The 24,685-nt window shown below is 71.6% G+C and carries 18 protein-coding genes and 3 pseudogenes; 11 read left to right on the forward strand and 10 right to left on the reverse strand.

The genetic code is table 11. The features are described 5' to 3' along the window. The first annotated feature begins 71 nt into the window (after positions 1–71). On the forward strand, positions 72–809 hold the full coding sequence (locus tag ACWGN5_RS27965) for a CPBP family intramembrane glutamic endopeptidase (protein ID WP_453520122.1): 738 nt from the start codon (positions 72–74) through the stop codon (positions 807–809). Positions 810–841: 32 nt separating this feature from the next. On the opposite strand, the gene ACWGN5_RS27970 is transcribed toward ACWGN5_RS27965, so the two are convergent. After that, a complete protein-coding gene (locus ACWGN5_RS27970; protein WP_453520124.1) occupies positions 842–2,572 on the reverse strand; it encodes an alpha/beta hydrolase in 1,731 nt (576 codons plus the stop codon). A gap of 621 nt (positions 2,573–3,193) precedes the next feature. Between ACWGN5_RS27970 and ACWGN5_RS27975 the strand changes: the two genes are divergently transcribed. Continuing rightward, positions 3,194–3,652, forward strand: coding sequence for a DUF6325 family protein (locus tag ACWGN5_RS27975; RefSeq protein WP_453520126.1), 459 nt, complete (start codon positions 3,194–3,196; stop codon positions 3,650–3,652). 31 nt (positions 3,653–3,683) lie between these two features. Then, entirely contained in the window at positions 3,684–3,977 is a 294-nt protein-coding gene (locus ACWGN5_RS27980) for an SHOCT domain-containing protein (RefSeq protein ID WP_453520129.1), read from the forward strand. A 35-nt stretch (positions 3,978–4,012) separates the two neighbouring features. Here the strand turns inward: ACWGN5_RS27980 and ACWGN5_RS27985 are convergent, their stop codons facing one another. Next, the gene (locus ACWGN5_RS27985; protein ID WP_453520130.1) at positions 4,013–4,168 is read right to left on the reverse strand and encodes a hypothetical protein; all 156 of its coding nucleotides are present in this window, start codon (positions 4,166–4,168) and stop codon (positions 4,013–4,015) included. 664 nt (positions 4,169–4,832) lie between these two features. On the opposite strand from ACWGN5_RS27985, the gene ACWGN5_RS27990 reads away from it, so the two are divergent. The 3 genes from ACWGN5_RS27990 to ACWGN5_RS28000 all read left to right on the forward strand — a co-directional run bounded on the left by ACWGN5_RS27990 (position 4,833) and on the right by ACWGN5_RS28000 (position 10,205). Continuing rightward, positions 4,833–5,036: a DUF6229 family protein gene (locus ACWGN5_RS27990; protein ID WP_086827200.1), complete on the forward strand. Its 204-nt coding sequence runs from the start codon at positions 4,833–4,835 to the stop codon at positions 5,034–5,036. A gap of 168 nt (positions 5,037–5,204) precedes the next feature. After that, positions 5,205–8,054: a type 2 lanthipeptide synthetase LanM family protein gene (locus tag ACWGN5_RS27995; RefSeq protein WP_453520132.1), complete on the forward strand. Its 2,850-nt coding sequence runs from the start codon at positions 5,205–5,207 to the stop codon at positions 8,052–8,054. A 555-nt stretch (positions 8,055–8,609) separates the two neighbouring features. Next, positions 8,610–10,205 (forward strand): phospholipase D-like domain-containing protein, encoded by a 1,596-nt coding sequence (locus ACWGN5_RS28000; RefSeq protein ID WP_453520134.1) that lies wholly within the window; start codon positions 8,610–8,612, stop codon positions 10,203–10,205. Positions 10,206–10,663: 458 nt separating this feature from the next. Here the strand turns inward: ACWGN5_RS28000 and ACWGN5_RS28005 are convergent, their stop codons facing one another. Together ACWGN5_RS28005 and ACWGN5_RS28010 are read right to left on the reverse strand one after the other, a co-directional pair. Then, on the reverse strand, positions 10,664–10,951 hold the full coding sequence (locus ACWGN5_RS28005) for a WhiB family transcriptional regulator (RefSeq protein ID WP_453520183.1): 288 nt from the start codon (positions 10,949–10,951) through the stop codon (positions 10,664–10,666). A gap of 116 nt (positions 10,952–11,067) precedes the next feature. Beyond that, a pseudogene (locus ACWGN5_RS28010) lies at positions 11,068–11,619 on the reverse strand (GvpL/GvpF family gas vesicle protein); the annotation flags it as partial. Positions 11,620–11,972: 353 nt separating this feature from the next. On the opposite strand from ACWGN5_RS28010, the gene ACWGN5_RS28015 reads away from it, so the two are divergent. The 3 genes from ACWGN5_RS28015 (at position 11,973) to ACWGN5_RS28025 (ending at position 14,895) form a co-directional block, all read left to right on the forward strand. Beyond that, on the forward strand, positions 11,973–12,986 hold the full coding sequence (locus tag ACWGN5_RS28015) for a PI-PLC domain-containing protein (RefSeq protein WP_453520136.1): 1,014 nt from the start codon (positions 11,973–11,975) through the stop codon (positions 12,984–12,986). Between the two features lie 518 nt (positions 12,987–13,504). Continuing rightward, positions 13,505–13,978, forward strand: a complete 474-nt coding sequence (locus ACWGN5_RS28020) for an SRPBCC family protein (RefSeq protein WP_453520138.1) — start codon at positions 13,505–13,507, stop codon at positions 13,976–13,978. 302 nt (positions 13,979–14,280) lie between these two features. Then, entirely contained in the window at positions 14,281–14,895 is a 615-nt protein-coding gene (locus ACWGN5_RS28025; RefSeq protein ID WP_453520139.1) for a universal stress protein, read from the forward strand. Between the two features lie 82 nt (positions 14,896–14,977). On the opposite strand, the gene ACWGN5_RS28030 is transcribed toward ACWGN5_RS28025, so the two are convergent. The 3 genes from ACWGN5_RS28030 to ACWGN5_RS28040 form a co-directional block, all read right to left on the reverse strand. Further along, complete coding sequence (locus tag ACWGN5_RS28030; RefSeq protein WP_453520141.1) at positions 14,978–16,309, reverse strand: DUF1254 domain-containing protein; 1,332 nt, start codon at positions 16,307–16,309, stop codon at positions 14,978–14,980. 213 nt (positions 16,310–16,522) lie between these two features. Next, complete coding sequence (locus ACWGN5_RS28035; protein ID WP_453520142.1) at positions 16,523–17,809, reverse strand: DUF2254 domain-containing protein; 1,287 nt, start codon at positions 17,807–17,809, stop codon at positions 16,523–16,525. 365 nt (positions 17,810–18,174) lie between these two features. Then, positions 18,175–18,819, reverse strand: a complete 645-nt coding sequence (locus tag ACWGN5_RS28040; RefSeq protein ID WP_453520145.1) for a GAP family protein — start codon at positions 18,817–18,819, stop codon at positions 18,175–18,177. Between the two features lie 604 nt (positions 18,820–19,423). Here ACWGN5_RS28040 and ACWGN5_RS28045 point away from each other — a divergent pair. Together ACWGN5_RS28045 and ACWGN5_RS28050 are read left to right on the forward strand one after the other, a co-directional pair. Then, positions 19,424–21,523: a SpoIIE family protein phosphatase gene (locus tag ACWGN5_RS28045; RefSeq protein ID WP_453520148.1), complete on the forward strand. Its 2,100-nt coding sequence runs from the start codon at positions 19,424–19,426 to the stop codon at positions 21,521–21,523. 170 nt (positions 21,524–21,693) lie between these two features. Next, entirely contained in the window at positions 21,694–22,038 is a 345-nt protein-coding gene (locus ACWGN5_RS28050; protein ID WP_453520149.1) for a hypothetical protein, read from the forward strand. Between the two features lie 509 nt (positions 22,039–22,547). Here ACWGN5_RS28050 and ACWGN5_RS28055 read toward each other — a convergent pair. The 3 genes and pseudogenes from ACWGN5_RS28055 to ACWGN5_RS28065 all read right to left on the reverse strand — a co-directional run. Next, positions 22,548–22,760, reverse strand: a pseudogene (locus ACWGN5_RS28055) (hypothetical protein); the annotation flags it as partial. Between the two features lie 47 nt (positions 22,761–22,807). After that, a pseudogene (locus ACWGN5_RS28060) lies at positions 22,808–23,065 on the reverse strand (hypothetical protein); the annotation flags it as partial. 29 nt (positions 23,066–23,094) lie between these two features. Further along, a complete protein-coding gene (locus ACWGN5_RS28065; RefSeq protein ID WP_453520151.1) occupies positions 23,095–24,630 on the reverse strand; it encodes an alpha/beta hydrolase family protein in 1,536 nt (511 codons plus the stop codon). Between the last annotated feature and the right edge of the window lie 55 nt (positions 24,631–24,685).

Consider the following 24,685-nt stretch of genomic DNA (forward strand, 5'->3'; position numbering starts at 1 on the left):
TGCTCGGCGTCGCGTCAGCGGGGGAGGGACGAGGCGACCCGACGGCGCAACCGGAAGACGGAAGCACTTCGATGTCCTCCCGTGATCCGGATGGTGCCGAGCGGCGATGGCGCGGGCCGATCGGCACCTGGGCGGCCGTGGTGCTCGTGGTCGGCGTTCTCGTCGTGGCCAATGTCCTCCTGCACCGATGGACCGGGCCGATCCGCCTGCTGACGGCCGTCGCGGTCAGCGTCCTGCTGCTCGGTGTGCTCCGCTGGGCGGGCGGCACCCTGGCGGACGCGGGCCTGGCGCCCGGGACGCTGGCCCGCGGAGCCCGATGGGCGCTGGCGCTGACAGGGCTGGTCGGAGTCGTCTACGCCGTCGGGGCGCTGCTGCCGGCCACCCGGTCGCTGTTCGAGGACCGGCGGTACGACGCGATGACCGGGGGCGAGTTGGTGACACGCGTTCTCGTGGTGGTGCCCGTCGGCACCGTCCTGGTGGAGGAGATCGCGTTCCGCGGAGTGCTGTACGGACTGGTGTGCCGGGCCCGTGGAGCGGTCTGGGCGACCGCCGTGTCCAGTGTGCTGTTCGGCCTGTGGCACGTCCTGCCGTCCCTGCACCTGGCGACCGCGAAGCCCGTGCTGACCTCGGCCCTCGGGGGCTCCGTGCTCGGCTCCGTCCTCGCCGTCATGGGCGCCGTACTGTTCACGGCCCTGTCGGGCGTCCTGTTCTGCGAACTGCGACGCCGCAGCGGCAGTCTGCTGGCCCCCATGGGGCTGCACTGGGCCGTCAACGCGCTCGGCTACATCGTCGGCTTCCTGCTGCGCTGACCGCGCGGCACGCGAGAACGCCACGCGCGGCGTCAGTGATGCGGCTCGATGACGACGCGCAGCCGCTCCAGGTCCTGCGGAGTGAAGCCCGACGGCCGCATGACGGCGTTCCAGCCGTCGACGTACGCGGCCTTGTAGGTGTGACCGTGGCCGTCCGGCACGCCCGTGGAGAACGGCAGGTCGGCGGTGACCTGCCAGAAGGTCACGAACGGGATCCAGACCATCTCGTCGAGCACGTCGCCGCCGGGCGCCTCGCCGATCCAGTCGGGCTCGGAGAGAGCCAGCTGCGGGCTCCACCAGACGATCGGATCGGACGGGTGCATGAGGTACAGCACCCGCGTACCGTCCCACGGCTGGTCCGCCGGAAGGATCCCGGTGGTCGGGTCGTCGGTGAACCGTACGGTACGCCCCTCCTTGTAGACGGGCTCGATCTCCGGGCTGCCCGCGTCACGGTGGTCGCTGAACTCGCGGAACAGGGTGTTGAAGTTCGGTGGACCGGCGAACAGGGTGCCGGCGGTGCGGTTGCGCAGGTCGTACTCGCCGCTGAAGGCCGTCTCGCCACCGAACGACCCCAGGCTCTCGCCCGCCACGAACAGCCGCGGCCGCTGGTCCTGGGGCAGCTTGGACCAGATGCCGTAGACCGCGTCGAAGAGTTCACGGCCGGCCTCGCGCGCCTTGGACTGGTCCACGAGATAGGAGAGCCACGACGGCAGGTACGAGTACTGCATCGCCACGGTGGCCGAGTCGCCGTCGCCGAGGTACTCGAACGAGTCCACGGCGGCGGGGTCGACCCAGCCGCTTCCGGTGGTGGTCATCACGAGCAGGTTCGCGCGCTCGAAGCCGCCGGCCCGTTCGAGGTCCGCGACGGCCCGCTCGGCGCGGGCTTCCGTGTCGTCGGCGGTCTGGAGCCCGGCGTAGGCCCGGACGGGCTCCTGGGCGGGGCGGTGGGTGAACGCGCCGATGTCCCGGGCCGTCGGACCGCTGCCGGTGAAGGCCCGGCCCTGGTAGCCCAGCGTGTCCCACGGCACCAGCGAGCCGGGCCCGCCGGAGCGCAGGGTGGTCGTGGGCTGGTGCACGCCTTCGGGAGTCTCGTTGTCCCGCAGCGAGAACGCCTCGTTGGTCGCGTTCACGAAGCCGGCGAGGAGCACTCCGCTGACCACGGCCCATGCGAGGCCCGCCACCACGATCCAGCCGACCACCCGTGCCGCGCGCGGGCCGATCCAGCGGCGGAGGAGGCGGGCGACCCAGCGGTACAGGCGTCGGAGTCCCCGGCCCGCGAGCAGCAGCAGCCAGAAGACGAGCGCGGCCACGAACGGGCAGGCGACGGCGGTGAGGACGTTGTAGTCGCTGACCCCCATGAGCTCGCGGATCTCGTGCTGCCAGTACTGACCGAACGCGAACGCCAGGCCGAACAGTACGACCGCGCACACGATCAGGACCTGCCACGACCTGCGCGACGCGCTCCGCGCCTCCCGGTCGGCGAACGCGCGCCATATGTACGCCGCGATCACGCCCAGCCCGTACCCGATGGCTGCGCTGATGCCGCAGATCAGTCCCTGGAGGATGCCGCCGCGAGGCAGCAGCGACGGGGTGAAGGAGAGGCAGGCGAGGAGCAGCGCGCCCCAGCAGCCGGGGACCGTGAGGTGCGGCGACCACCGGAGGCGCTTCCCGGAGCCGGGGGCCGGCTCGGCGTCCCCGGTCCCCGCTTCCCCGCGGTCCGAGGCTCCGCCGTCCGGCGGAGACGCGTACAGGTCAGGAGTCATGGCTGTCCTCCGGGGGACATCATCCCAAGGCCCGGGAGGACCCGCCATGGGGACTCACCGCTCCGCGAGACGGAGGGCGTGTACGGCCGGTGCCACTGAGCCGTACCGGTGCACGTGCTCGCGGCGCCGACGCCGAGGTCGACGCGACCCTCCCGGTGCCCCTCCGGGTCCGACCCGCAGCCCTCCACGTCCTGGCCTGACGAGCGCCCGCGAGCCTGCCGGAGCGAGGGCGGGAGTACGGGGCCGGGGTCAGCCGGTGGCGGCGGCTCGCTGAGCTGCGTCGGTCATCGAACGGGCGAGCCGGGCGCACGCGCGGTGAAGCCGGCGTCCGCGCGGGCCGTATCCGGTGTCCGCGCGGGCCGCGGCCGGGCTTCCCGCGGTTCCGGTGGGGGCGTCGCCCCTCTCGTCGCCCGGGTCGACGCCGCCCCCTGAGCGCTGCACGATCCACGGGCCGACCAGCTGAGCCCGACCCTGAGCCACCCCCTGTTCCCGCCCCGAACATGCGAAGCGCTCCGGCGAATGCTGCAATGAGACAGGACTGCCTCCGGTCGCGTCAGCCGAGATGCGGCACGCACGGGGGGTGGGTTCGGTCAGGTCCTCCCAACTGCGTGTGGAGTGGTCATGAGCGACGAATTCGAGGACATGGGGCCGGTCGACTTTCTGGTCATCGAGTTTCCCGGCAACCGCATGACGGGCAAGGGATTGCCGCTTCTCCTCGATCTGGTCGACAGAGGCATCATCCGCATCCTCGACCTCACGTTCGTCCGGAAGGACACCGACGGCAGTGTCGTCGGCCTGGAACTCGCGGACTTCGACGCCGACGGCGAGCTGGACCTGGCCGTGTTCGAGGGTTCCTCCTCCGGGCTCCTCGGGCAGGACGACATCGACGAGGCGGGGATGGCCCTCGAGCCGGGCAATTCGGCCGGCATCCTGATCTACGAGAACCTCTGGGCCGCCCCCCTCGCGAGGGAACTGCGGCGCGGCGGCGCGCAGCTCGTGGCCGGCGGGCGTATCCCCGTGCAGGCCCTGCTGGCCTCGCTGGACGCCATGGAGGAATCGGACGGCAGCGCCGCCGCCTGACGCCGACGGACGACAGCCAAGGAGGATCGACATGCCAGGACTTCTTCGGGGCGTGGCGCGCACCGCGGTAGTGGCCGGGACGGCGACCGCCGTCTCCAACAGGGTCTCGCGACGCCAGGCGGGTCGTTGGGCCCGGCAGGAACCGGCGCCGGCGGAACAGTACGCACCGCCACCGCCACCGGCCGCGGCCCCCGCGCCTCCCGCACCGGCCGACGAGATGAACAGCAAGATCGCTCAGCTCAAGGAACTCGGCGAGCTGAAGGAACAAGGCGTGCTGACCGAGGAGGAGTTCGCGGCTCAGAAGAGCAAGATCCTCGGTTCCTGACCCCGGGCGCGAGCGTGCCCTCGGCCCCCGGCGTCTCATGCCTGCCGGGGGGCGAGGCACGCTTCGCGCGACCAACTGGTCGCTCGCTGAAGTGGCAGACGCTCGGTGACGACGAAGGACAGCACGGCGGCCGGCACCGCCACCGTCTCCACGTTGCCCAGCAGGACCACGACCAGGATCACGCTGCTCACGGGCAGCCGCAGAGCTGCGGTGACCGAGGGGCCGAGGGGCCGGCAGGAATCCGGCTGCCCGGCCCAGGAACAGAGCGGGAAAGACGGGGCCACCGCGCAGTCTGCCCAGACTCAGCGCGTACGCCAGACCCTTGCAGGCCAGTACCACGACGAGGGCACTCACCGACCAGGCGTGCGGGTTCGGTGCCAGGTCCGACAAGGCAGGCATGTGCGAACCTGGGCCGTCGATTCGACCGGCACACAAGCCCTTTGAGGCGGAAGGCCAACCCCCGTGAGGCCGCTGCGGGTCTTCTCGACTGCTCGCTCGGCCGGGCGATCGTGCACCGGATCGCCCCGTACGCGCCCCCACCACGGGGGCGTGAATGGCCAAATGCGCTGGGACCGCGGCTCTTGACGGGCGCCGTCGCAGTCCCCTCGCGCCTCGCGGCGGTGCCGCGCCGGACCCGGACGCGCAGGGGGCCTCCACCGCCCGCCACCATGGCCGGAGTCTGCGGCGCGCCGACCGGCGGCCATCGTTCCGGCCGCGCAGCGGCGCCCTCCGGGCCGGGCCGGGCGCGCCCGGAATCCCGCTCGACGATTGGCCGGTTCCGGTAGATCCCGGACGGACCACCTCCGGTGGATTCTGTAGCCCCGTGCACTTCCGGCGAATCGTAGGAGGTACTGCATGTCCATCATGTCCACCACCCGCGCGGATGAGATCGTCACCGCCTGGCTCCAGGGTGCCGAGACGGCCTTCGGCGCCGACAACCCGGCCGGCCCGCTCTACGTGGGCGGTGCGGCCGGAGAGGCCGCGCTGACCGACGGCACCGAGGCGCTGCTCACCGGGTGCAGCAGCTGTACGGGCTCGCTGCACAGCTACTGCTGCTGACGAACCTCCGTACGGCACCGGACGCACCACCCGGGGAGCCCTCAGGGGCTCCCCGGCCCGACGAGGCCGACGAGCCCGACGAGCCCGACCAGGCCGACCAGGCCCGACCACGCGCAGGCCGGCCCCCGTGTGCGGAAACCCGACCCAGGCGTCAGGAGAGGACTCAGCATGGTGGAACCGGTGGCAGCAGCCCGCGCGGCCGACGGACCGCCGCCCGAGGGATGGTTCGCGGGCCCCGTGGACGCCTTCGCGGCCCCGCTGTTCGCGGAGCTGGACGACCGGATCCCAGGGATGGCCGGGTTGGCCTCCGACGAGCGGGAAGTCCTGCGCGAGGCGACGCGCGAGGCTCTCCGCCGTACCCTCCAGCTCCGGCTCAACCGGGTGCTCCTGCTGGAGCTGCGGGCTGCCGCCCTCGCCGGCGACCTGCCCGGCACCGACCCGTCCGCGCGATGGGACGCCTTCCTCCTGCAGGCCTCCACGCCCGGCTTCTCCGAGACCCTGCACCGCCGCTACCCGGCGCTGCGTCGACGGGCCTTCGCCTCCGGACGCCTGCTGACCGCGGGCGCCCTGGAGCTGGGTGCGCGGCTCGCCGCGGACCGTCGGGCCGTCGCCGGCCTGCTCGGAGGCGATCCCGGACCGCTGCGCGCCCTGGAGCTGGCCCGAGGGGACACCCACCACGGTGGCCGGGCGGTGGCGCTGCTGGTCTTCGAGACCGCCTGCGTCATGTACAAGCCGAGACCGGTGGAGGTGGACGCCGCGCTGCGCTCCTTCGTCGCCGCCGTCCCGGGCGCCGAGGACCTGGGCGTACCGAGGGTGGTGGTACGGGACGGCTACGGCTGGGCCGAGCACCTCGGTCACCGCTACTGCCGAGGCGAGGCGGAACTCGCCCGCTTCTATCGCGCCCTGGGCGGCTGGCTGGCGGTGATGCGGCTCCTGGGCGGGACCGACCTGCACGCCGAGAACCTGGTGGCCCACGGTCCGGTGCCCGCCGTCGTCGACGCCGAGGCCCTGTTCACCCCCGATGTCGAGGTTCCGCCGAGCGGGCGCGGCGACGCCGTGGACCGGGCGGCCCGGACGATCCGCAACACCGTGCTGCGCACCGGCATCCTCCCGCTGCGCACCGACGGCTACGCCCTCGCCGGCGTGGACCTCTCGGCCGCCGGTGGTCTGCCCGGTCAGCAGCCGCAGATCCGCGTCCCGGTCATCACGGACGGAGGACGGGACACCGCCCGCATGGAGGTCGCCGCGGTGGACCTGCCGCCGGCCCGCAACCACCCCAGCCCCGAGCCGGTGCTGATCCGCCACTGGGACCAGGTGCTGACCGGCTTCGACGGGCTCACCGAGGCCCTGGCGGAGCTCGACGCGGGTGGTGGACTCGACGCACTGTTGCGGGTGTTCGACGGCTGCCGGGTCCGCAGGATCCGGCGGCCCACGCAGACGTACACGGACATCGGCCGGATGCTCTGGCACCCGGCTTCGCTGCACGACCCCGACGCCGCCCTGACCCGGGCCCGGGACATCCTCCACCGCAACGCCCTCGCCGCCCCGGGCGCGCCCCTCGAACCGGCCGTGATCGACCAGGAGATAGCGGACCTCCTGGTCGGAGACATCCCCGCGTTCGGCGAACGGGTGGACGGACAACGCCTTGACGCCTTCCTCGCGGGGTGGCGGCGGGCGGACCTCACCCGTGAACGCGACACCATCCGCAGTGCCCTGGTCGGCGCCTACCTGAACGAACGCAGGCTTCCCGACCGGGTACGGACGCCCGCCCGCGCGCCGCACGCCGAGGACCTGGACCGGCGGCGCCGGGCGCTGGCGGCCGAGGCCGTGCGGACGGTCTGCGAGGCGGCCGTGCGCGGCGCCGACTCCGCCGCCACCTGGATCAGTCCCGTGCTCACGGACTACGGCTGGGCCGTCCGCCCGCTGGGCGCGGACCTTTACACCGGGCAGGGCGGCGTCGCCCTCGCCCTCGCGGAGTACCAGCGGGAGCAGCGGGCCGGCCGAGCCGATCCGGTGGCCGGTGTCGAGTCCGTGCTGACCGGCACCCTGGAGGTACTGTCCGCCACCGAGGACACCACGCCGACCCGCCAGCTCGGCGGGTTCACCGGGATCGCCTCGCAGGTGTGGACCTGGGCCGCACTGCACCGCCTCCTCGGTACGCCCGGGCTGCTCGACCGGGCCCGCGCCAGGGCCGCGCTGCTGACCCCGGAGGCCATCGCCGAGGACCGTGCCCTCGACGTGCTCAGCGGCGCGGCCGGCGCGGTCGTCCCCCTGCTCGACCTCGCCGAAATCACCGGCGAGGAGCGGTGGTTGGAAGCTGCCGCGGCGGCCGGTCGGCATCTGGAGCGGAGCGCGGTCGTCGACGACCGCGGGGCACGGTGGTCCACGGTGATGTTCCCCGAGGGCATCGGCGGATTCGCCCATGGCGCCACCGGCGCAGGGTGGGCGCTCACCAGGCTTGCCCTCTCGTCCGCCGGGGGCCCGGCCGACCGGCGGCGGTGGTACGAACTCGGCACTCTGGCACACGACTTCGAGGAGTCGCTGTACGCGCCGGAGGCAGGCGCCTGGGTCGATGCGCGGATCGGAGGAGACGTCGACCATCCCACCGCATGGTGCCACGGCAGCACGGGCATCGGACTGGCCGCCCTCGACCTCTACCGGCGCACGGGCGATCCTCGCCACCTGGACACCGCGCTCCGCTCGGGGCCGGCCGGCCTGCGCGAGGGGTTCGGCTGGAGCCACACCCTCTGTCACGGCGACCTCGGACTCTGGGAGCTCCTGCACCACCTGCGCGGCCTGAAGGGGTACGAGGGACCGTCCGCCGCACAGGCCGACGCAGAGCTGATCACCGGCATCGAGCAGCGCGGTCCGGTCGGAGGCCTCGCCAAGGAGGCGTTCGCACCCGGTCTGCTCCCCGGGCTGTCCGGGGTGGTGCACCACCTGCTCCGCATGCACCCCGACGCACGCCTGAGCTCGCCGCTCCTCCTGGCCCACCCCGAGCGGCCGGACACCACCTGACGCGATCGCCTGTCTCGGATGTCGAACGGCGGCGGACTCCGCGAGCGGGTCGGCCGCCGGCCCAGGGGAGTGACCCGCTCGCGGATCGGCCGTCATCGACGGAGCCGTAGTCGGTCGGCGGCGCCTCGCCTTACCGTGGACGCCCTGGCGTTGCCGACCCCCGCCACCCCTCCCGCTCCCGCCGTCTGCTGGAGGTCGTCGCCGACCAGGACCTCGCCTTTCCGCCCGGCAGTCGCTACGGCTGATCGAATTCGGACGACGTCGCGGTCGCGCTGATCACCGAACGGGCCACGGGGCACCCGCACGGGAAGTTCGTCTGTGTCTTCCTGGACCAATGGGGCTCCTGAGACCGGCTTCCACGGCCGCGCCACGGTCGGGCCACGACCGGGCCATGGCTGGGAAGCCTCGACGACGGTGCAGGGCGCGATGATGGCCGAAAGCAGCGTGGGCTGGGGTGAACCGGGTGATACGCGCTGGTAACTTACGCGAGTTGATCAAGGTCGAGGCCCCTCCGCGGAGTCTCGGCCCGAGCCACCCCCCAAGCAAGGAACCGCATTGGCCCTCACCATCCGCACGACGGCCCTTCCACTCGCCCTCTCCGCCCTCTTGCTGTCCGCGACCCCCGTGTTCGCCGACGCGCCCACTCCGCCCACTCCGCACCTGGACGCGGTGGAGCAGTCCCTGCGCCAGGTCTCTCCGGGTCTGGAGGGCTCCGTCTGGGAGCGCACGACGGGGAACAGACTGGGCGCCTCCACCCCCGGCGCCCCCGACTGGCTGCTCCAGACCCCCGGCTGCTGGGGCGATCCCACCTGCGCCGACCGTTCAGGCTCCCGGCGCCTGCTGGAGAAGGTGCGCGAAGACATCGCGAACGCCCGTCACAGCGTGGACATATCCACTCTGGCCCCGTTCCCCGACGGAGCCTTCCAGGACGCGATCGTGGCCGGCCTGAAGGAGGCCGCGCAGAAGGGCAACCGGCTTCAGGTTCGCATCCTGGTCGGTGCCGCACCCCTCTACCACGCCAACGTGATTCCGTCCGCCTACCGCGACGAGCTGGTGGCCAAGCTCGGTCCGGCGGCCGCGAGCGTCACTCTCGACGTGGCCTCGATGACGACGTCGAAGACCGGCTTCTCCTGGAACCACTCCAAGCTGGTGGTGGTCGACGGGAACTCGGTGATCACCGGCGGCATCAACAGCTGGAAGGACGACTACCTCGACACCACCCACCCGGTGAACGACGTCGACCTCGCGCTGTCCGGCCCGGCGGCGGGCTCCGCCGGACGCTACCTCGACACGCTGTGGGACTGGACCTGTCGCAACAAGAACAACTGGACCGCCGTCTGGTTCGCCTCCTCCAACGGCGCGGGCTGCCTGCCCACGCTGCCCCGGCCTGCCGCCCCGCCCGCCGAAGGTGACATTCCAGCCCTCGCGGTGGGCGGCCTCGGCGTCGGGATCCGGCAGAGCGACCCGTCCTCGTCGTTCCATCCCGTCCTGCCGAGGGCCGCCGACACCACCTGTGGATTCGGTGTGTCCGACCACACCAACTCCGACCGCGACTACGACACGGTCAACCCGGAGGAGAGCGCCCTGCGAGCACTGGTCGCGAGCGCGACCGAGCACGTCGAGATCTCGCAGCAGGACCTGAACGCGACCTGCCCGCCGCTGCCCCGCTACGACATCCGGCTCTACGACACCCTCGCCGCGAAACTCGCCGCCGGCGTGAAGGTGCGCATCGTCGTCAGCGACCCGGCCAACCGGGGCGCCATCGGCAGCGGCGGCTATTCGCAGATCAAGTCGTTGTCCGAGGTGAGCGACGCCCTGCGCGGCCGCCTTACGGCCCTGACGGGTGACGTGCCGAAGGCAAGGGCCGCGATGTGCCAGAACCTGCAGCTCGCGACCTTCCGCGCCTCGGACAAGCCGACGTGGGCGGACGGCAAGCCGTACGCCCAGCACCACAAGCTGGTCTCGGTGGACGACTCGGCCTTCTACATCGGTTCGAAGAACCTGTACCCCTCCTGGCTCCAGGACTTCGGCTACGTGATCGAAAGCCCCGCCGCCGCGCGCCAGCTGGCGGACGGGCTCCTCGCGCCGCAGTGGAAGTACTCGCAGGCCACGGCGACGTACGACTACACGCGCGGCGTCTGCCAGGGCTGACGCCCGCCCGACCGGTACCTCGGAGCACCTGGGCGCACCTCGGGTCAGCGTGTCCGCCGGCCCGAGGTGCCACCGGCACCGCGCACGCCGTCGTCGCAGTCGCAGCGGTCGGACAGGGAGCGGTGCCAGAACAGCCGTCAGCCGGTCATCGAGTTGGCGCGGACCTCGCCGCCGTACTTGCGGTTCGTCGACCACCAGCAGCGGGTTGAGCACGCTGAGCGCTCCCGCGGCCGTGACCGTCCTGACCGGTGGAAGGGGTGTCACCACAGGCAAGGAGTGGACGGATGACGGCAGCGGGCCGCGTATGGTCCGGATCTTCGTGAGAGGTGGTGACGGTGCGGGCGACGCCGGGCAGGGCCGCCGTATGGGGCCTGGACTCGGGGGTGCTGCCGCTCGCCTACATCCGGCGGCTGTCGGGGGCCGACGGCGGCGCCTGAGGGGGCGTCGCCCGCGACCGGCTATGCCGCAACCGCCTCGGTCGCCGTGGACGGCTGACGCTCGCTCACCGTGCGGCCGCCCCAGACTCCGTACGGCTCAGCCACGCTGACGGCATGCTGCAGGCACTGGGCCCGTACGGGGCACCGGTCGCAGACCGCTTTGGCGGCCTCCTCGCGTTTCGCCCGGCTCTTGCCGCGCTCACCCTCCGGGTGGAAGAACACCTCGGTGCCCAGACCGCGGCACGCGGCCGCCCTCTGCCAGGCCCACTGATGCTCCGCCCGCCCGGGGAGGTGCGATGTCTTCGACATGCCAGCCCACTCCTTCGCTCCGGTGGCCGAACGGTCCTCTTCTCCCGTCTGGCCGTGAAGCCCCGCGCGAAACGTGCAAACGACAGGTCGGCCAGTCGGCCGACGGCCCTCGGTCCGCGGACCGTCGCCGCCGCATGGGCGCCGAGGACGCGCTCCACGAGCGCTGCGTCGGACCTTCCCCGCTCGGACACGGCCCGGTCGACCCGTTCGCCGAAGGTGGCCGTGTCGTGGCTGTCGACGCCCGCCGCGCGGTCGACCGGACGCCGGTTCATCAGGTGGGGTTCGTCGGCCAGTGCCACCTGCCGTGCGGCGTCCTCGTCGTGATGCACCTTCACGTTGAACTCGTCCTTGCCGGCGAGCACCTCCAGCCGTGCCAGGTAGCGGTCGTGGCGTTCCTCCGGGATGGCGGCGACGGTCTCGTCGTCGGGAGAGATCCCTCCGAACCTCAGCGGCAGGACCGTGCCGTCCTTGCCGGCCTCGATCACGACGTGCAGATGCGCCAGCAGATCGCGTCGCCGCGGAACGAGTTCGGCCGGGGCGTCGCTGCACAGGGCCACCAGGTCGCCGCCGCGTACGGCGCGCACGGGCCTGGGCGGGTCGCCCACCCCCTCGATGTCGCCGGACAGCTTCCGGCCGGCCGGGGCTATGCCGTAGACATACGTGGTCATCGTCTCCCCTCTCGTCCGGTGCGTGTCGTCTCCGCCCCGTCGTTACGGGTCCTGGCGGAGGGCCTCGGGAACGCCCGGGCCCCGATCAGGCGCCGGGGGCTGGGGGCACGCGTGGGACCGGGTGATGTCGTGGGGGCGGTTCGGTGTCGTGGTCCTCTCCCGTGTTACCGGCTGTCCTGCCCTCAAACCGGGCAGGGTTCTCGGTCACCGGCGGAGTCTTGCGCCGCGCCGGTGGGAGCGAGTACATGTCGAACATGGACATGCCAATCCAGAAGATCCGCCCCGGCAGGGGCCCACGGTTACGAGTGCGCTCGGTCGGGACTGCTTCCTCTCTGAGGGCCGGACCGCTCGCCGTGGTCCTGCTCCTCCTGGTGAGCCTCGTCGGAACACCCGCCGTGGCCAGTGCCGCGCCACCCGACGCCCCCGCCCGTGCGTTCGTTGCGACGTCGAACGCGAGCGGCGCGGCCGTGGCCCAGGCCCGCGAGCGCTGGGGCGACCGGCGGCTCGACGAGGTCTCCTTCCTCGGCACCCACAATGCGTTCACCAACTACGAGGATTCCCGCTGGAGTTCGGTGTCGCAGTCCGAGTCCCTGCGCCATCAGCTCGACAACGGGGTACGAGGCCTCAGCCTGGACACGCATGGGTACGAGCGCAGCACCTGGCTCTGCGTCGTCAGCTTCGGCAGCGACTGCTACCCGAGCGACGTCTACCTCTGCCATGGCGACTGCAAGACCTTCGCGGGGGCCACGTACGCGCTGCCCCGGCAGTCCTTCCAGAGCAGCATGCAGACAGTGGTGGACTTCCTCGCGGCGAACCCCCAAGAGGTCGTGACCGTCTTCCTGGAGGACTACGTCAGCGCCCAGCAGCTGGGCGACTCGCTCGGGCGGGTACGCGGCCTCGACCAGCTGCTCTTCCGGCCCGAAGCGTGGAACGTGCGCGGGCAGGGGTGGCCGAGGATGACCGAACTCGTCGGCGCGGGGAAGCGCCTGCTGATCTTCAGCGACGCACCCGACCGTGAGTATCTCGGTGTCATGTACGACAAGGCCTGGACCGTCAGCAACTTCTGGAGCCTCGGCGACCTCGGCAACGACCTCTCCTGCGTCAGCCGGTGGTCCGACGTGCCGCTGGACCGTCAGGAGCCCGGCTTCCGGCGGCTCTTCACCATGAGCCACCACCGGAACGTACCCACAGTCATCAACGCCGCCCTCGACAACGGGACCAAGCTTCGGGACCGCGTCACCCAGCAGTGCCGCGCGGCGGCGGGCGGCCGTGACCCGAACTTCGTCTCGGTCGACTTCCACCGGGTGTCCGACAGCAGCGGCCACACGCCTGCCTCGATCGTCGCGGAACTGAACGCCCGGAACTGAGGCCCCGGCCACCCGCTGCGGGCCGAAGTGCGGAAGCGGTCCCGCCGATCCCTCGGGCATGACTCCCGCGAGCGTGACTGGCTGTGCCCGAGGAGCTCGCCGTCGACCTGGGGGTCATGCGCCCGCTGGGCACTGTGGGTCGGCGGGCCCGTGGTCGTCGTGCCGCTGCTCCTGGTGCCTTCGCGGGCGGTTGGTCCCCGGCAGCCCTGATGTGGGCGGTCCTGGGTGTCGCCCACTGGCCCTGGCTGTACGTGAGACTGACCACGCGCCGTACCGAGTGGTGCGCCGCTCCGATGTGACCTCTCCCCGTGCGGTGGACCGCGCCCTGCGGATGCCGGCCGGATCCCGCTGCGGATGCCCGCGGCGCGCGATGCGGATAGTGTCGATGGGCGCGCCGCGACCGAGGAGGTGTTCCGTGCGCGCCGCGGCGACGGCAGCGCTGGTTCGCCGTGGAGTGGCCCCCAGGCTGTGACTCGCCGTGCTGCGGCATCCTCACCTGGTCAAGGAGCGTAGTCGATGTGGCCCGCAACCGCCGTCTGATCCTCAGCTCACCGTCCGAGGTCTGGAACCTGCTGTCCGACGGCCATCGCTACGGAGAATGGGTGACGGGTACCCAGCAGGTCCTCGCTGCGGACACGCACTGGCCCCAGGTGGGCGCACGCCTGCGCGTCCGGGTCGGCGTGGGTCCCCTCACCCTCGACGACACGTGCGTCGTCCGCATCTGCGATCCGGTGCACCGGCTGGAGCTGGAGGCCAGGGCCCATCCGTTCGGTGCGGCACGCATCGCCATGAACCTGATCCCCTGGGGCGACAACACACTGTTCATCCTGGACTGGCATCCGCTCCGCGGTCCTGGTACCCGGATGCATGGACTGCCGGTGGACTACGTCGTCGCGGTCCGCAACGGCATGATGCTGACCAAGCTGTCGCGGATCGCGGTGCGCGAGCGCGGCGAAGTGGACAGCCGCCGCACGCAGGACGCACGCGGCTGAGAGACGCCCGGGCGACGGCAGAGTCCGTGCCGGGGCGTGGTCGGCGGGCGACGGTCCGCAGGTCTCACTCCATGAGCTCCTGGCCGGCCTGACGGATCTGACCGCCGCGACACAACTCGGTCTGCGAAAGGGCGGCCATCCCGGCGCCTCCGCCGGACGGGGTACTTCGGCAGCGTCGTCGAACACTGCGCACGCCATTGCTTCGGCGACTCGGTAGCTTCTCGACCAGGTGCTCTCGCACAAGGATGCCCAGCGGCGCCCCGTGAGGGCGTGGCGGCGGGTCCCGGCAGCCGGGCCTTGCCGTGACCGCTGACGAGGTCGAAGACGCGCCCGTCAGCGTGCTGCTCGCCGCCGCTGCCAAGGCGGAGCTGCTCGTCGTGGGGTCACATGGGTTGGGTAGCGTCCGCGGGTTCATCGTCGGTTCGGTAGGGCAGGAGGTCATCGCGGAAGCCGAGCGTCCAGTGGTTCTCGTTCGCCCCGGATACGAGAAGGACGGCTCCGGTGCGTCCGAGGGGAGCAGCCGCCGGAAGGTGGTGCTCGGTCTGGATGTGAACGAAGTCAAGGACGAGCTGCTGTCCTTCGCGTTCGATTTCGCCGGGCGGCACCACGTCCCGCTGGAGATCGTGCACACATGGCATGAATCCTTCGTTCACCACTCCAGCGCGGCCGCGAAGGACGAGAGGGCGGCAGCGCTTGCCGACGCGGTTCGACCGTTCCGGGACAGGTTTCCGGCGACGGAGGTGGCGGAGGTGTCCGCTTCGGGACGGGCAGCCGAACATCTCATCGAGGCCGCGTCGGACGCGCGCCTCGTGGTCGTCGGCCGCCGGAGGGCAGCCAGGGGCGCTCACATCGGATCGGTCACCCACGCCGTCATCCACCACGCCTCCTGCCCTGTCGCAGTCGTACCGCACACCTGACGGATGGGGACATCGGACGTATTCGCTGGTGGGGCCCTCGGTCATGACCTCCTCCGGAGCCCCCACCCACCCAAGCTGCGGTTCAGCTGGTGCGTCGCAGGGCCGGTGGGGTCCAGGCGCCGGTGAGGGCCGGCTGCTGGGGCCAGTACAGGCGCAGGAAGACGTTGAAGCTGCCTGCGGGTGCGGGTAGCCAGTTGCTTTCGCGCTCGGTTCCGGGGCTTTCGTGCTGGACGTAGATGTCCAGGGAGCCGTCGGGGTTGGTCCGCATACCGCTGCGGTCGCCGATCGCGTAGCGGTTCAGCGGGTTGTCGGCGAAGAGCTGATGCTCATTCATCATCGTGAGGGACCAGAAGCCGTCGACGGGCGGGGTTTCGCCGGCGCCGAAGTGCAGCACGTAGGTGTGGGCACCGTCGAGAGGCCGGCCGTCGGCATCGGTGGTGGCGTGCGGGTACAGGGCGTCGGCGTCGAGGTTGGCTCCGTACCCGAACCGGGTGATGACCGCGCGCTTGGCGTAGTCGGTTCCGTAATCACCCAGGCCTCGGTGCACGGTCCACCCACCGGAGTTCGCGGACTCCGCTCGGGTGAGCAGATCGCGCAGGACCCCCGGGCCGCGCCGCGCTCCCGCGTCCAGGGTGGCGAGCTCCTCGGGGGACAGGTCGTCCAGGCTCGCGCCGGGTGTGATACCGAGCTTGGCGAATCTGCCCAGGACCGGAGCATCGGCCGGGCCGGGAGGGTTGTCGACCATCATCCGGTTGAGGAGGGTGAAGTACTCGCGACCGCTGAGAGTGTGGACCTTGTCGACGGGCGGCGTCGTGGTGTCGGCATCGGGGGGAACGGGGACATCGGTGGGAGGGTTGTAGTCATCGGGGTCGCCGGTCCACTCCGACAGCGGGATCAGGCGCGTGGCGTCCTGGAGCCGGTTGACGGAGGGGAAGTCCGACGGGCCGCTGGTCGCGTACCGGGCGGTGATCCAGTTCACGACGGTCGGCGACTTCAACAGGGTCAGGCCGGGCGGGGTCGCGCCCGACCAGGAAGGCCCGGCGATCAGGAAGGGGCCGGCGGACGGGCCGTTCTTGCGCCGGCCGACGACGGCGCAGACATCGGACCAGGCGTCCAGGATCGGGACCATCCAGAAGCGGTCGCCGAAGTCGGGCAGGGTCAGCACGAGAGGCTCGTCGGACAGGTCGAGCCAGGCACTGGAGTACAGGGTGTCGGCGTTCGGTGAGACGACCTCGGTGAAGGAGGCGTCCGGGGTGGCGCGCATGTAGCAGAACTGGTTGACCGGGGCCTTCCGACGCGCGTCGTCCCGGGCCGGAACCGCCGACATGGAGCCTTTCGTCATGGCAGCCGTGACCAGGGGGTACCCGTAGATCCACGCCTCCGTGGCCAGCTTCTCAAGCGACTCATCTGCCATCGGCTTCTCCCAGGAGCTTCTGCGAACTCTGTCGGCCCGACGCTATGAGCGCCACCCGCCTTCCCGCGCGGCGAGTCCGCCGGACGGGTGACGCGGACGTAAGCGTCGGATCTGACCGGCAACGAACAGTTGCGATGGGCGGCGTTGCTGACGAGCGAGGCGTTGGCGGAGGCGTCGGGGGGTGAGCGGCACGGACGGACGTGTGCGGGCCCACTACGAGGGGTACTTCCCACCGATGCCCTGGTGGTCGGGCTGTTGCGCGATGGCCCGGCGGGCCGGGTCGGTGAACTCCCGGTCGATCGACTCCTGCAGCAGGCTGATCTCCGTCCGCACGGCGGCGTGCTGAGACGGCGGCAAGCTGTCGAGCAGGCCCTCGAGCATGGCGTGGAGCCGTCGGCAGACCTGAACGGACGACCTTCCGTACTCGCGGATCTCGCACACGGCGAGCTGGAGGAAGTTCTCCCAGTCACGCCCAGGGAGCACGAGCCGGGCGCGCTCGTGGGGATCGGCCAGGACATATCGCCCGGGGAGGCGTGTGCTGCCGACCGTGTGCAGGAAGGACTCGATGTAATTGATCACCTGCACTGCGGTCGTGGGGTCGTTCACCGCAGGGGAGAGGGCCCTGATGGCGATGTCGACGAGGATCCTCAGGGCGAAGGCGGGGTCCTGCTCGATGGTGCGCTCGGCGCCGAGGGCGACGAGGGCGGTCACCCGGTCCGGGTCCGGCGGCGACGTGCCCCCGTGGACCTCGATGAGGACAGTGCCGGGCGGTACGGAGTCGCCGATCAGCCGGGTCACGACGAAGACGCAGTCGTGGCGCGTCGCCTCCGCGACCAGCCCGGCCACGTCGAACGCCTGGATGGTTCCACCACGTCCGGAACGCAGGCGCATCACCGGACGGCCGGACGGCACGGTTCCGTCTCCGTGCGGCGCCGCGCCCCGGATCGCCGCGGCCCCTCTCCTGAAGACGGCCTCCCCCATCCGGGTGACCAGCTCGGCGATGGCCACCGGTCGGAGATTGTGGGTGAACCTGTTGAGGTAGATGAGCAGGAGCACGAGGCTGACGGCCACCGCCATACCGGCCAGGGTGACCCCGAGATCGGGGACGGAGTCGGTCTCGACGCTGCGCAGCAGGGAGAAGGCGAACGCGAACGTCCCGGTGAAGGTCGCCAGCACCGCCTTCTGCAGCCGGTCCCGATACCACAGGCGCATGTAGCGAGGGGAGAGGGTGCCCGTCGCCTGCTGCACGACGAGTACGCCGATGGTGACGACGAATCCGAGCAACGCCACCATCGCCCCCACGATGGCGGAGAGCACGCCGCTCGCCGTCGTCGCGGAGTAGTGCCAGCCGCTCGGGATCCAGTCCGAGTCGTCGGCGGTGAGCGCGAGCTCAGCGAGGAGGACACCGAGGACGAGACCGAACAACGGCACGATCCACAGGCTTGCCTTGACGTATTGCCGCAGCCTGAACCTGGCTGCCCAGGACGTCAGGACGCTCATGTCACGCCTCCTTCACCCGGAGGAGTCCGGTGCTCACGAGGCACATGAGACCGCGGGCTCCCTCAGCGGGAGCGCTGCCACCCCACGGTAGAACCCTTCTCGGAGCGGCGCAGCGGCTGGAGCTCCCGTCATCGCCCGGTGCGACTCGCTCGCCAGGACGGGACGACACCGTCGGCCTAATCCGGCCGAACGGCGCCTTGACCGCCCCGGGCGCCGTGTAACGGTGCCCGATCGTTGTCTGACGGCGCCGCCCCGATGGGCGCGCTGGCGCGCACCGCGGGAGCCATTCGGGCCGACGCGGTCGTCCCGGCAGCTCGTCAGGCGAGGACGTTGACGGCACGGGCGAGTTCAGGCAGCTGCCTGCGTCAGGCGACCAGTTCGTAAATGCTCCGGGCCGTCAGCCACAGGCCGACCAGCAGGGAGAGCGTGACCACCAGCTGTTCCTGGTGCCGCTCCAGCCAGCTCCGTAGGGCGTTCAAGCGGGCGTGCGCGGCCGCGGGCACCCAGACCGTGTACATCTCCATGACGATGAGGCTGAGTGTGGCCAGCAGGCAGTAGCCGGTCAGTACGAGCCAGTCGGTGAGGGTCGAGAGGTCCGCGTCGATGGCGGTCGCGGCGCCGGCGCCGACCAGGCCCCAGGGCTGCAACAGCCACGCCAGACCGGCTGCCGCGACCGGGGATGCGTTGTCGATCCGGGCGGCCCAGCGTGGCGGGCCGTGCGGGCGGGGCGGTCGGCGGTGCCGGTACGCGCCGAACGCCACCAGTGCCAGGCCGATGGCGAGTTTCGCGGCGATCGTGGCGGTCGAGGGCGCGCTATGACGGGCCGGGGGCTGACCGCCGGTCAGCAGCACGACGAGGGCGATCACCGCGACCAGGTTGGCCAGCCACGACAACAGGAACGCCAGACCCTGACGAACGCCGCCCCGCGAGGAGAGCAGCAGGATGAAGGCGCTGTTGTGCAACGGCCCGAGGGTGATGGCCGTACCGATCACCATCAGGTCGAGGACCATCGGACCAGTCGCTCCTGGGTCTCGGCGCTGTTCGCCACGTATGGACAGAGAGGGTAGGGGTGAGGCGTTGCTACGGGACCGCGTTCCGACTCTGCAGGCGGCTGCCCGGCCGGTCAAGCAGGCCACGCCCGTGAAGCCTCGTCGGTCCGTTCGAAGGCGCACCGTCGCTCACGTCTGCATCGGCTTCACCGAGGCCACGGCAAGGCGATCCTGGGCGCCACCAGCCATCTCTTCAGCCTGGCCGCGTCTGCCACGGTCCGACCTCGCGGGAAGCTTCCTTGTCCGTTGCGGCCGGGCCGACGGGGGCGGCCGTGTTCAGGCTCAGCGGACCCTGATCCGGACCTGAGCAGGGTCCGGCTGCAAGGGGCGCCGCCTCGGTGGGTGATCGACCGGCGTCGGGCAGTAGGCAGACGCTGGTGCGGTCCGGTGCTTCCGGGGAGACGATGGGAAGCATGGAGGATGCCCATCCGCCGACCACTTATGGCGGGCGGCTGAGCGAGTTCACCGCAACGCCGTTCCTGCTCGTGGGCGGCGGGCGGGTGCGTGGGTGTGCCACTACGACCCCGTGAAGTGCGGTCGGGACTCACCCGCGGGGAGGCGAGCGATGAGTGAGCCGAACCCGGTCGACGACCTGGTCAGCGCCGCGGCCCAGGACGCCGGCGGCTGGCTGGGCGCGCTTCCGGTGGCGCAGGTCGCCACCGGCGCCGATGGAACGATCGTTCGCTGGAATCGGGCCGCCGAGGGGCTGCTCGGCTACAGCCCGCAGCAGGTGATCGGGAGGCACATCGCCGAGCTGTTGCACCCGGGCGCGGACAGCAGCCTCGGCCGGTCGCTGTGGGAGGCCGCGGCCGGCGGGCGGGGAGTCATGGGCACGGTGACCGCCTGGCACCGCGACGGACACCCCGTGGAAGTGGAGATCTGGGCAAGCCCCGTTCCCGACCGGCGTAACGACGCCTCCGCGGTCCTGCTCTTCGCCGCCGAGGCCCACGCCGCGCGGCGTATCCGCGGATCGTCGGCCGTGTGGGACGGGCTGTTCGCCCGCTCCCCGGTCGGTATCGCCGTCCTGGACACGCAGCTGCGGTTCCTCCGCGTCAACCCGGCCTTGGAGAGGATGAACGGCCTGTCGGAGTCGGCCCACATCGGTCGGCGCCTGTCCCAGCTCCTGCCCGAGGTGAACGCCGAGGACATGGAAGCCGCGATGAGGCAGGTCCTGGACAGCGGGGAGCCGGTCCTGGACCGCCGCCGCATCGGCCGCACACCGTCCGAGCCCGACGTCGACCGCGTGTGGTCGTGCTCCTACGTACGCGTGGAGGATCCGGGCGGCCGGCCGATCGGGGTCATCGCCTCGCTGCTCGACATCACCGACCAGCAGCAGGCTCACGTCGAAGCCGAGGCGGGACGGCGCAGGCTCGCACTGCTCAGCGAGGCGTCCATCCGGATTGGCTCCAGCCTGGAAGTGGAACGCACCGCCCAGGAACTCGCCGACCTCGCCGTCCCCCGCTTCGCCGACGCCGTCACCGTCGACGTCCTGGACTCCCTTGCCCGCGGCGACGAGCCCGGCATGGGCCTGGCCGGCGGGGTCGCCCTGCGCCGCCTGGGCAAGTCCCCGTTGACCGGGTCCGCGATCACCGACGTTCTCGCCCCCCTCGGCCGCACCCTCGATTTCCCCGCGGCAGCCCCGTACACCCAGGCTCTCTCCAGACGCCAGCCGTTCCTGCTGGCCACCCTCGACGAGAAAGCCATAGCCCCCGCCGCCCGCTACACCACCAGGCCGGCGCAGCTGCTGCAGCTCGGCGTGCACGCGTTCATGATGGCCCCGCTCTTCGCGCGGGACCTGGTACTCGGCGTGGCCTCCTTCTACCGAACCCGTCCGATCGGTCCCTTCACCTCCGACGACGTGACCCTGGCCGGCGAGCTCGCCGCTCGTGCCGCCCTCAGCATCGACAACGCCCGCCTGTACCACCGCGAACACGACACCGCACTGACCCTGCAGCGCAGCATGCTGCCCCAGCACATCAGCCCACCGGCCGGGCTCGAGGTCGCCCACCGCTACCTGCCCGCCAGCGACGTCAACGAGGTCGGCGGCGACTGGTACGACGTGCTCAACCTGCCAGGCGGGAAGGCGGCCCTGCTCATCGGTGACGTCATGGGGCACGGCACACAGGCCGCAGCCGTGATGGGACGGCTCTCCGCCAGCGTCCGGGCACTCGCCAGGCTCGACATCGAACCCGAAGAACTGCTCCATCAGCTGGAGGCGGCGCTCGACGACCTCGCCGAGCCGATGCTCGCCACCTTCCTCTACGCGGTGATCGACCTGGCAACCGGTCGCTGCCGCATCACCCGCGCCGGGCACCCGCCGCCCGCCACCGTCAGCCCCGAAGGCACCGCCGATCTCCTCGACCTGCCGCCCGGCACCCCGCTCGGCGTCGGCGGCACCCGCTTCACCACCGTCGAGACCACCCTGCAACCGGGCAGCCTCCTCGTTCTGTACACCGACGGCCTCATCGAGTCCCGCGGCAGTGACATCGACGAGCGTCTCGCCGAACTCACCCATCTGCTCGCCCAACCCCACCCGGCCCTGACCGGACTGTGCGACAGCCTCCTCGCCCATCTCGTGCCGGGCTCCGCGGACGACGACATCGCCTTGCTGGTCGCCCGATTCACCGGCGGCAGGTTGCCCGCGTCACCGGGTGAGGTCAAGTGAGGTCACCAGGTCCGCGGGCGTCATCCACGGCTGTACCCAGCCAGTCGGGTGATCTCTCTTGTGACGAGATGGCGTAGGGGACATCCGGGTGGATGTCCTCCTTGTTCGCAACTGTCCTCAGTCCCTGCGCCGTCGTCCTCTGCAGTTGCACGACGACTGAGGAGGCACTCATGACTGGGTTTCAGGCGTTCGCCACTGCTCCCGCCGCACTGGTGGATCTCGACCCGTACCGCTTCCCTGCCACGTTCATCGACGACCGGCCCGCGGAGACGCCGACGGCTTGCGGCACCATGGGCTTCGGCGACTACCCGCTGCCGGCGCCCGCGCCCTCGAGCCGGCTGTCCATGACCCTGGAGCCGGCCGACCTCCGCCGGCTGGAGCTGCACGCCGCGCTCACCACAGCAGGTATCGCGCCCCGGCCGGGGGACCTCGACGCCATCGAGGCCCTGTGCACGCTGGACGACGCCACCCACATCGCGCTCCGCCGCTGGCTCAGCGGGTGTGACAACCGCTGACACATCACAAGAGAGGCCGAATCCGCCACCCTCCGCCTCCCTGTCCATGGCGCTCCTGGTCCGGGATAGTCGGCCCCTTCGTCAGCTGATCCCGGGAACGAGGTAGCAGATGAATCCGTCTTTGTGGTCGGCTCGGTGGCTGGCTTCTGTCCAACTCGTGCTCCTGACGACTCCAGGCGGCCCCGCCACGAGATGGGAACGGCCCGCTCGATATCTGACAACCGGGACCTGGCCGGCCGTACCCGACCCCGGCCGGAGGGTGACCGGGCTTTCCTGGCTCGTCCCACCCGACGGACGCGGACCGCTTTTCTCCCCACGGGACGTGTACCGCGCGCTCACGCCACGCGTATCGGCGAAATGAAGGGGGGAGCGAGGAAGGGGAGCGGCCGCGCCTCGAGGCTCCGGAGGTTTCTCCACCCGCGAACCTCTGGGACTGGGCTGAGGTCTGCTCGTCTCGGATACTTCTCCGCGCTGCTACGGCGCCTGGCCTGGGGCGCCCGCCACGACGTCTACCGATTAAGGGGCAGGTTGCCGGAGGCTTCACAGCCGGAGGAGCGCTGATGACGCGAGTCGGAGATTCGTCGGCAGAAAGCGGCGACCTTGTCGAGGATCTCGTCGGCGGTCTTCGTCCAGACGAACGGTCTGGGGTGCTCGTTCCAGTCGGCGAGCCAGGACCGGATGTCGCGTTCAAGGGCCTGGACCGAGCGGTGGACGCCGCGCTGGCTGGGATCGGTCCAGGGCCTGGGTCTGCGACCTCTCGCCGCCGCCAGGTGCGGACCGTGTCAGGAGCGATCCGCAGCCGACGCGACACCTCCATGATCGAGTGGCCCTCGGCGCACTCCAGCACGATGCGCGACTGCCGAGTAGCCCTTGTCGGCGATGACTCGGTCGGGCCGGGTCCGGGGTCTGCCCGACCCCGGCCGGGCGACCTTGATCCGGTCCATGACCGCTTCGAACCGGTCGGGCGGGCATCGCGGGCACCCGCGGCGGCTCCAACCGCTTGGAGGAGGAACCGGTGAAACCGCACACGCTGCAGGCCGGTGGCGGCGTGGCCGGTCAGCGCGGGGCGTTCGGGTGGTGGACGCTGAGGCTGCCGTGGGCCGACAGGGCGTCGGCCAGGTCGCCGGGCGCGTGCCGCAGCGTGGCGTCCAGGAAGGCGAGCGTGGTTGCGGCGACGACGCGGGGGCTCCCGGTGCGGCCGAGGGAGCCGACGATCGAGGGCACCGGCGGTAGGTACAGCGGGCCGTCCATGAAGGTGAGGTGAGCGGCGCCGGGGACGGTGAGCCGGTAGCTCGTCGCGGTGTCGGATGCGAGGGCCTCGTCGAGGCGGGGCAGGTATCGCGGGTCGGTGCTCGGGGTGATGGCCTGCGTGAGTGCGAGCACCGGCTGGTGGAGGGCCGGGGAGGCGGGGCCGTGGGGGTAGCCGTCCAGGTCGATGACGGCGGCGAACCGGGGGTCCTGCCGGGCTGCCTGCAGGGCGGCGGCACCGCCCATGGAGTGGCCGGTCGCCACGGCCCGGCCGGTGTCCAGGCGTCCGGCCAGCGGGTCGCGCCCGGTCGACGGGTCACGTCCGCCCAGCGGGGCGGCGATCGCGCCGCGGTCCAGGCGCTCGAGCTGGGTGAGGACGAAGCCGAGGTCAGTGGCCCTGACGGCCGTCCAGCCGGCCGCGAGCTCCTCGTCCGCGTCCCGGTCGCCGGTGGAGGCGGTCACGGCACGGATGGTCCGGCCGTCGTCCAGGACGACCGCCGCGGAGTCGTACGGGTGGTCGAGGGCGGCCACCGCGTAGCCGTGACTGGCCAGTTCCTCCGCCCAGGCGGTGTTCTGGGTGCGCACCCCGCCCGCCCCGGGAGAGAACAGCACGACAGGGAACCGTTCGCGCCCACCGACCACCGGGGCGTGGAAGACCGCGTGGGTGCGGGCCTGCGGCACGCCGTCGACCAGGAAGCCGGGCAGGCCGACGGCACGGGCCAGGGCATCGGAGACGGTGCGCGCCTCCTGCCCCGTGCGTCCGAGGTACTGGGCCCGCTGCGCGCCCGCGGGGCTCCGCTGTGCGGGGTACCAGAGCTGGACCACGACCGTGCGCCGGTCGTCCGGGTCGGCGGTGAAGGTCTCCGGGCGGTTCGGGTCGGTCCACTGCACCACCCGGGTGCCGACGGCGAAGGAGCCCGACGGCTCGGGGAACACGGGTACGGGAAGTGCCCAAGCGGCCACCGGCCCGGCGGCGATCAGGCCGAGGCAGGCCGCCGACCCCGGCAACGCCAGCCACCACCGTGCCCGCCACGCCCGCCGACCGGGACGGCGCCGGAACGTTCGGAGCAGCGGGGAGAGGGCGAACGGCAGCGCGACGGCGCCACCCGCCAGCACCGGCAGCAGCTGCCAACGGATCCCCACCACACCCAGCACGATCACGGACAGCACCCACACCGCCCCCGCCGCGATCGTGACGCGCGGACGGGCGGCGGGGGGAAGCCAGCGCGCCACCACCAGCGCGACGGCGCCCAGTACGGCAAGGAACTCCGGAAGGGACATGGGCAGTCCCGCGATTGTCTCGGTCACCCCGCCATCCTCGAAGCGGCGCACACGGTGGCACATCGGCCCGCGGTCTTCGGCGTATGCCACCCCAGTCGCAAACGGACCCCGAAAAGGG

It is taken from the genome of Streptomyces sp. NPDC055815 (assembly GCF_053616475.1).

Bases quoted from the DNA above. Each gene is read 5' to 3' on its own strand.
- ACWGN5_RS27965 (WP_453520122.1), top strand. From the start codon at position 72: ATGTCCTCCCGTGATCCGGATGGTGCCGAGCGGCGATGGCGCGGGCCG.
- ACWGN5_RS27970 (WP_453520124.1), bottom strand. From the start codon at position 2,572: ATGACTCCTGACCTGTACGCGTCTCCGCCGGACGGCGGAGCCTCGGAC.
- ACWGN5_RS27975 (WP_453520126.1), top strand. From the start codon at position 3,194: ATGAGCGACGAATTCGAGGACATGGGGCCGGTCGACTTTCTGGTCATC.
- ACWGN5_RS27980 (WP_453520129.1), top strand. From the start codon at position 3,684: ATGCCAGGACTTCTTCGGGGCGTGGCGCGCACCGCGGTAGTGGCCGGG.
- ACWGN5_RS27990 (WP_086827200.1), top strand. From the start codon at position 4,833: ATGTCCATCATGTCCACCACCCGCGCGGATGAGATCGTCACCGCCTGG.
- ACWGN5_RS27995 (WP_453520132.1), top strand. From the start codon at position 5,205: ATGGTGGAACCGGTGGCAGCAGCCCGCGCGGCCGACGGACCGCCGCCC.
- ACWGN5_RS28005 (WP_453520183.1), bottom strand. From the start codon at position 10,951: ATGTCGAAGACATCGCACCTCCCCGGGCGGGCGGAGCATCAGTGGGCC.
- ACWGN5_RS28030 (WP_453520141.1), bottom strand. From the start codon at position 16,309: ATGGCAGATGAGTCGCTTGAGAAGCTGGCCACGGAGGCGTGGATCTAC.
- ACWGN5_RS28035 (WP_453520142.1), bottom strand. From the start codon at position 17,809: ATGAGCGTCCTGACGTCCTGGGCAGCCAGGTTCAGGCTGCGGCAATAC.
- ACWGN5_RS28040 (WP_453520145.1), bottom strand. From the start codon at position 18,819: ATGGTCCTCGACCTGATGGTGATCGGTACGGCCATCACCCTCGGGCCG.
- ACWGN5_RS28045 (WP_453520148.1), top strand. From the start codon at position 19,424: ATGAGTGAGCCGAACCCGGTCGACGACCTGGTCAGCGCCGCGGCCCAG.
- ACWGN5_RS28050 (WP_453520149.1), top strand. From the start codon at position 21,694: ATGACTGGGTTTCAGGCGTTCGCCACTGCTCCCGCCGCACTGGTGGAT.
- ACWGN5_RS28065 (WP_453520151.1), bottom strand. From the start codon at position 24,630: ATGTGCCACCGTGTGCGCCGCTTCGAGGATGGCGGGGTGACCGAGACA.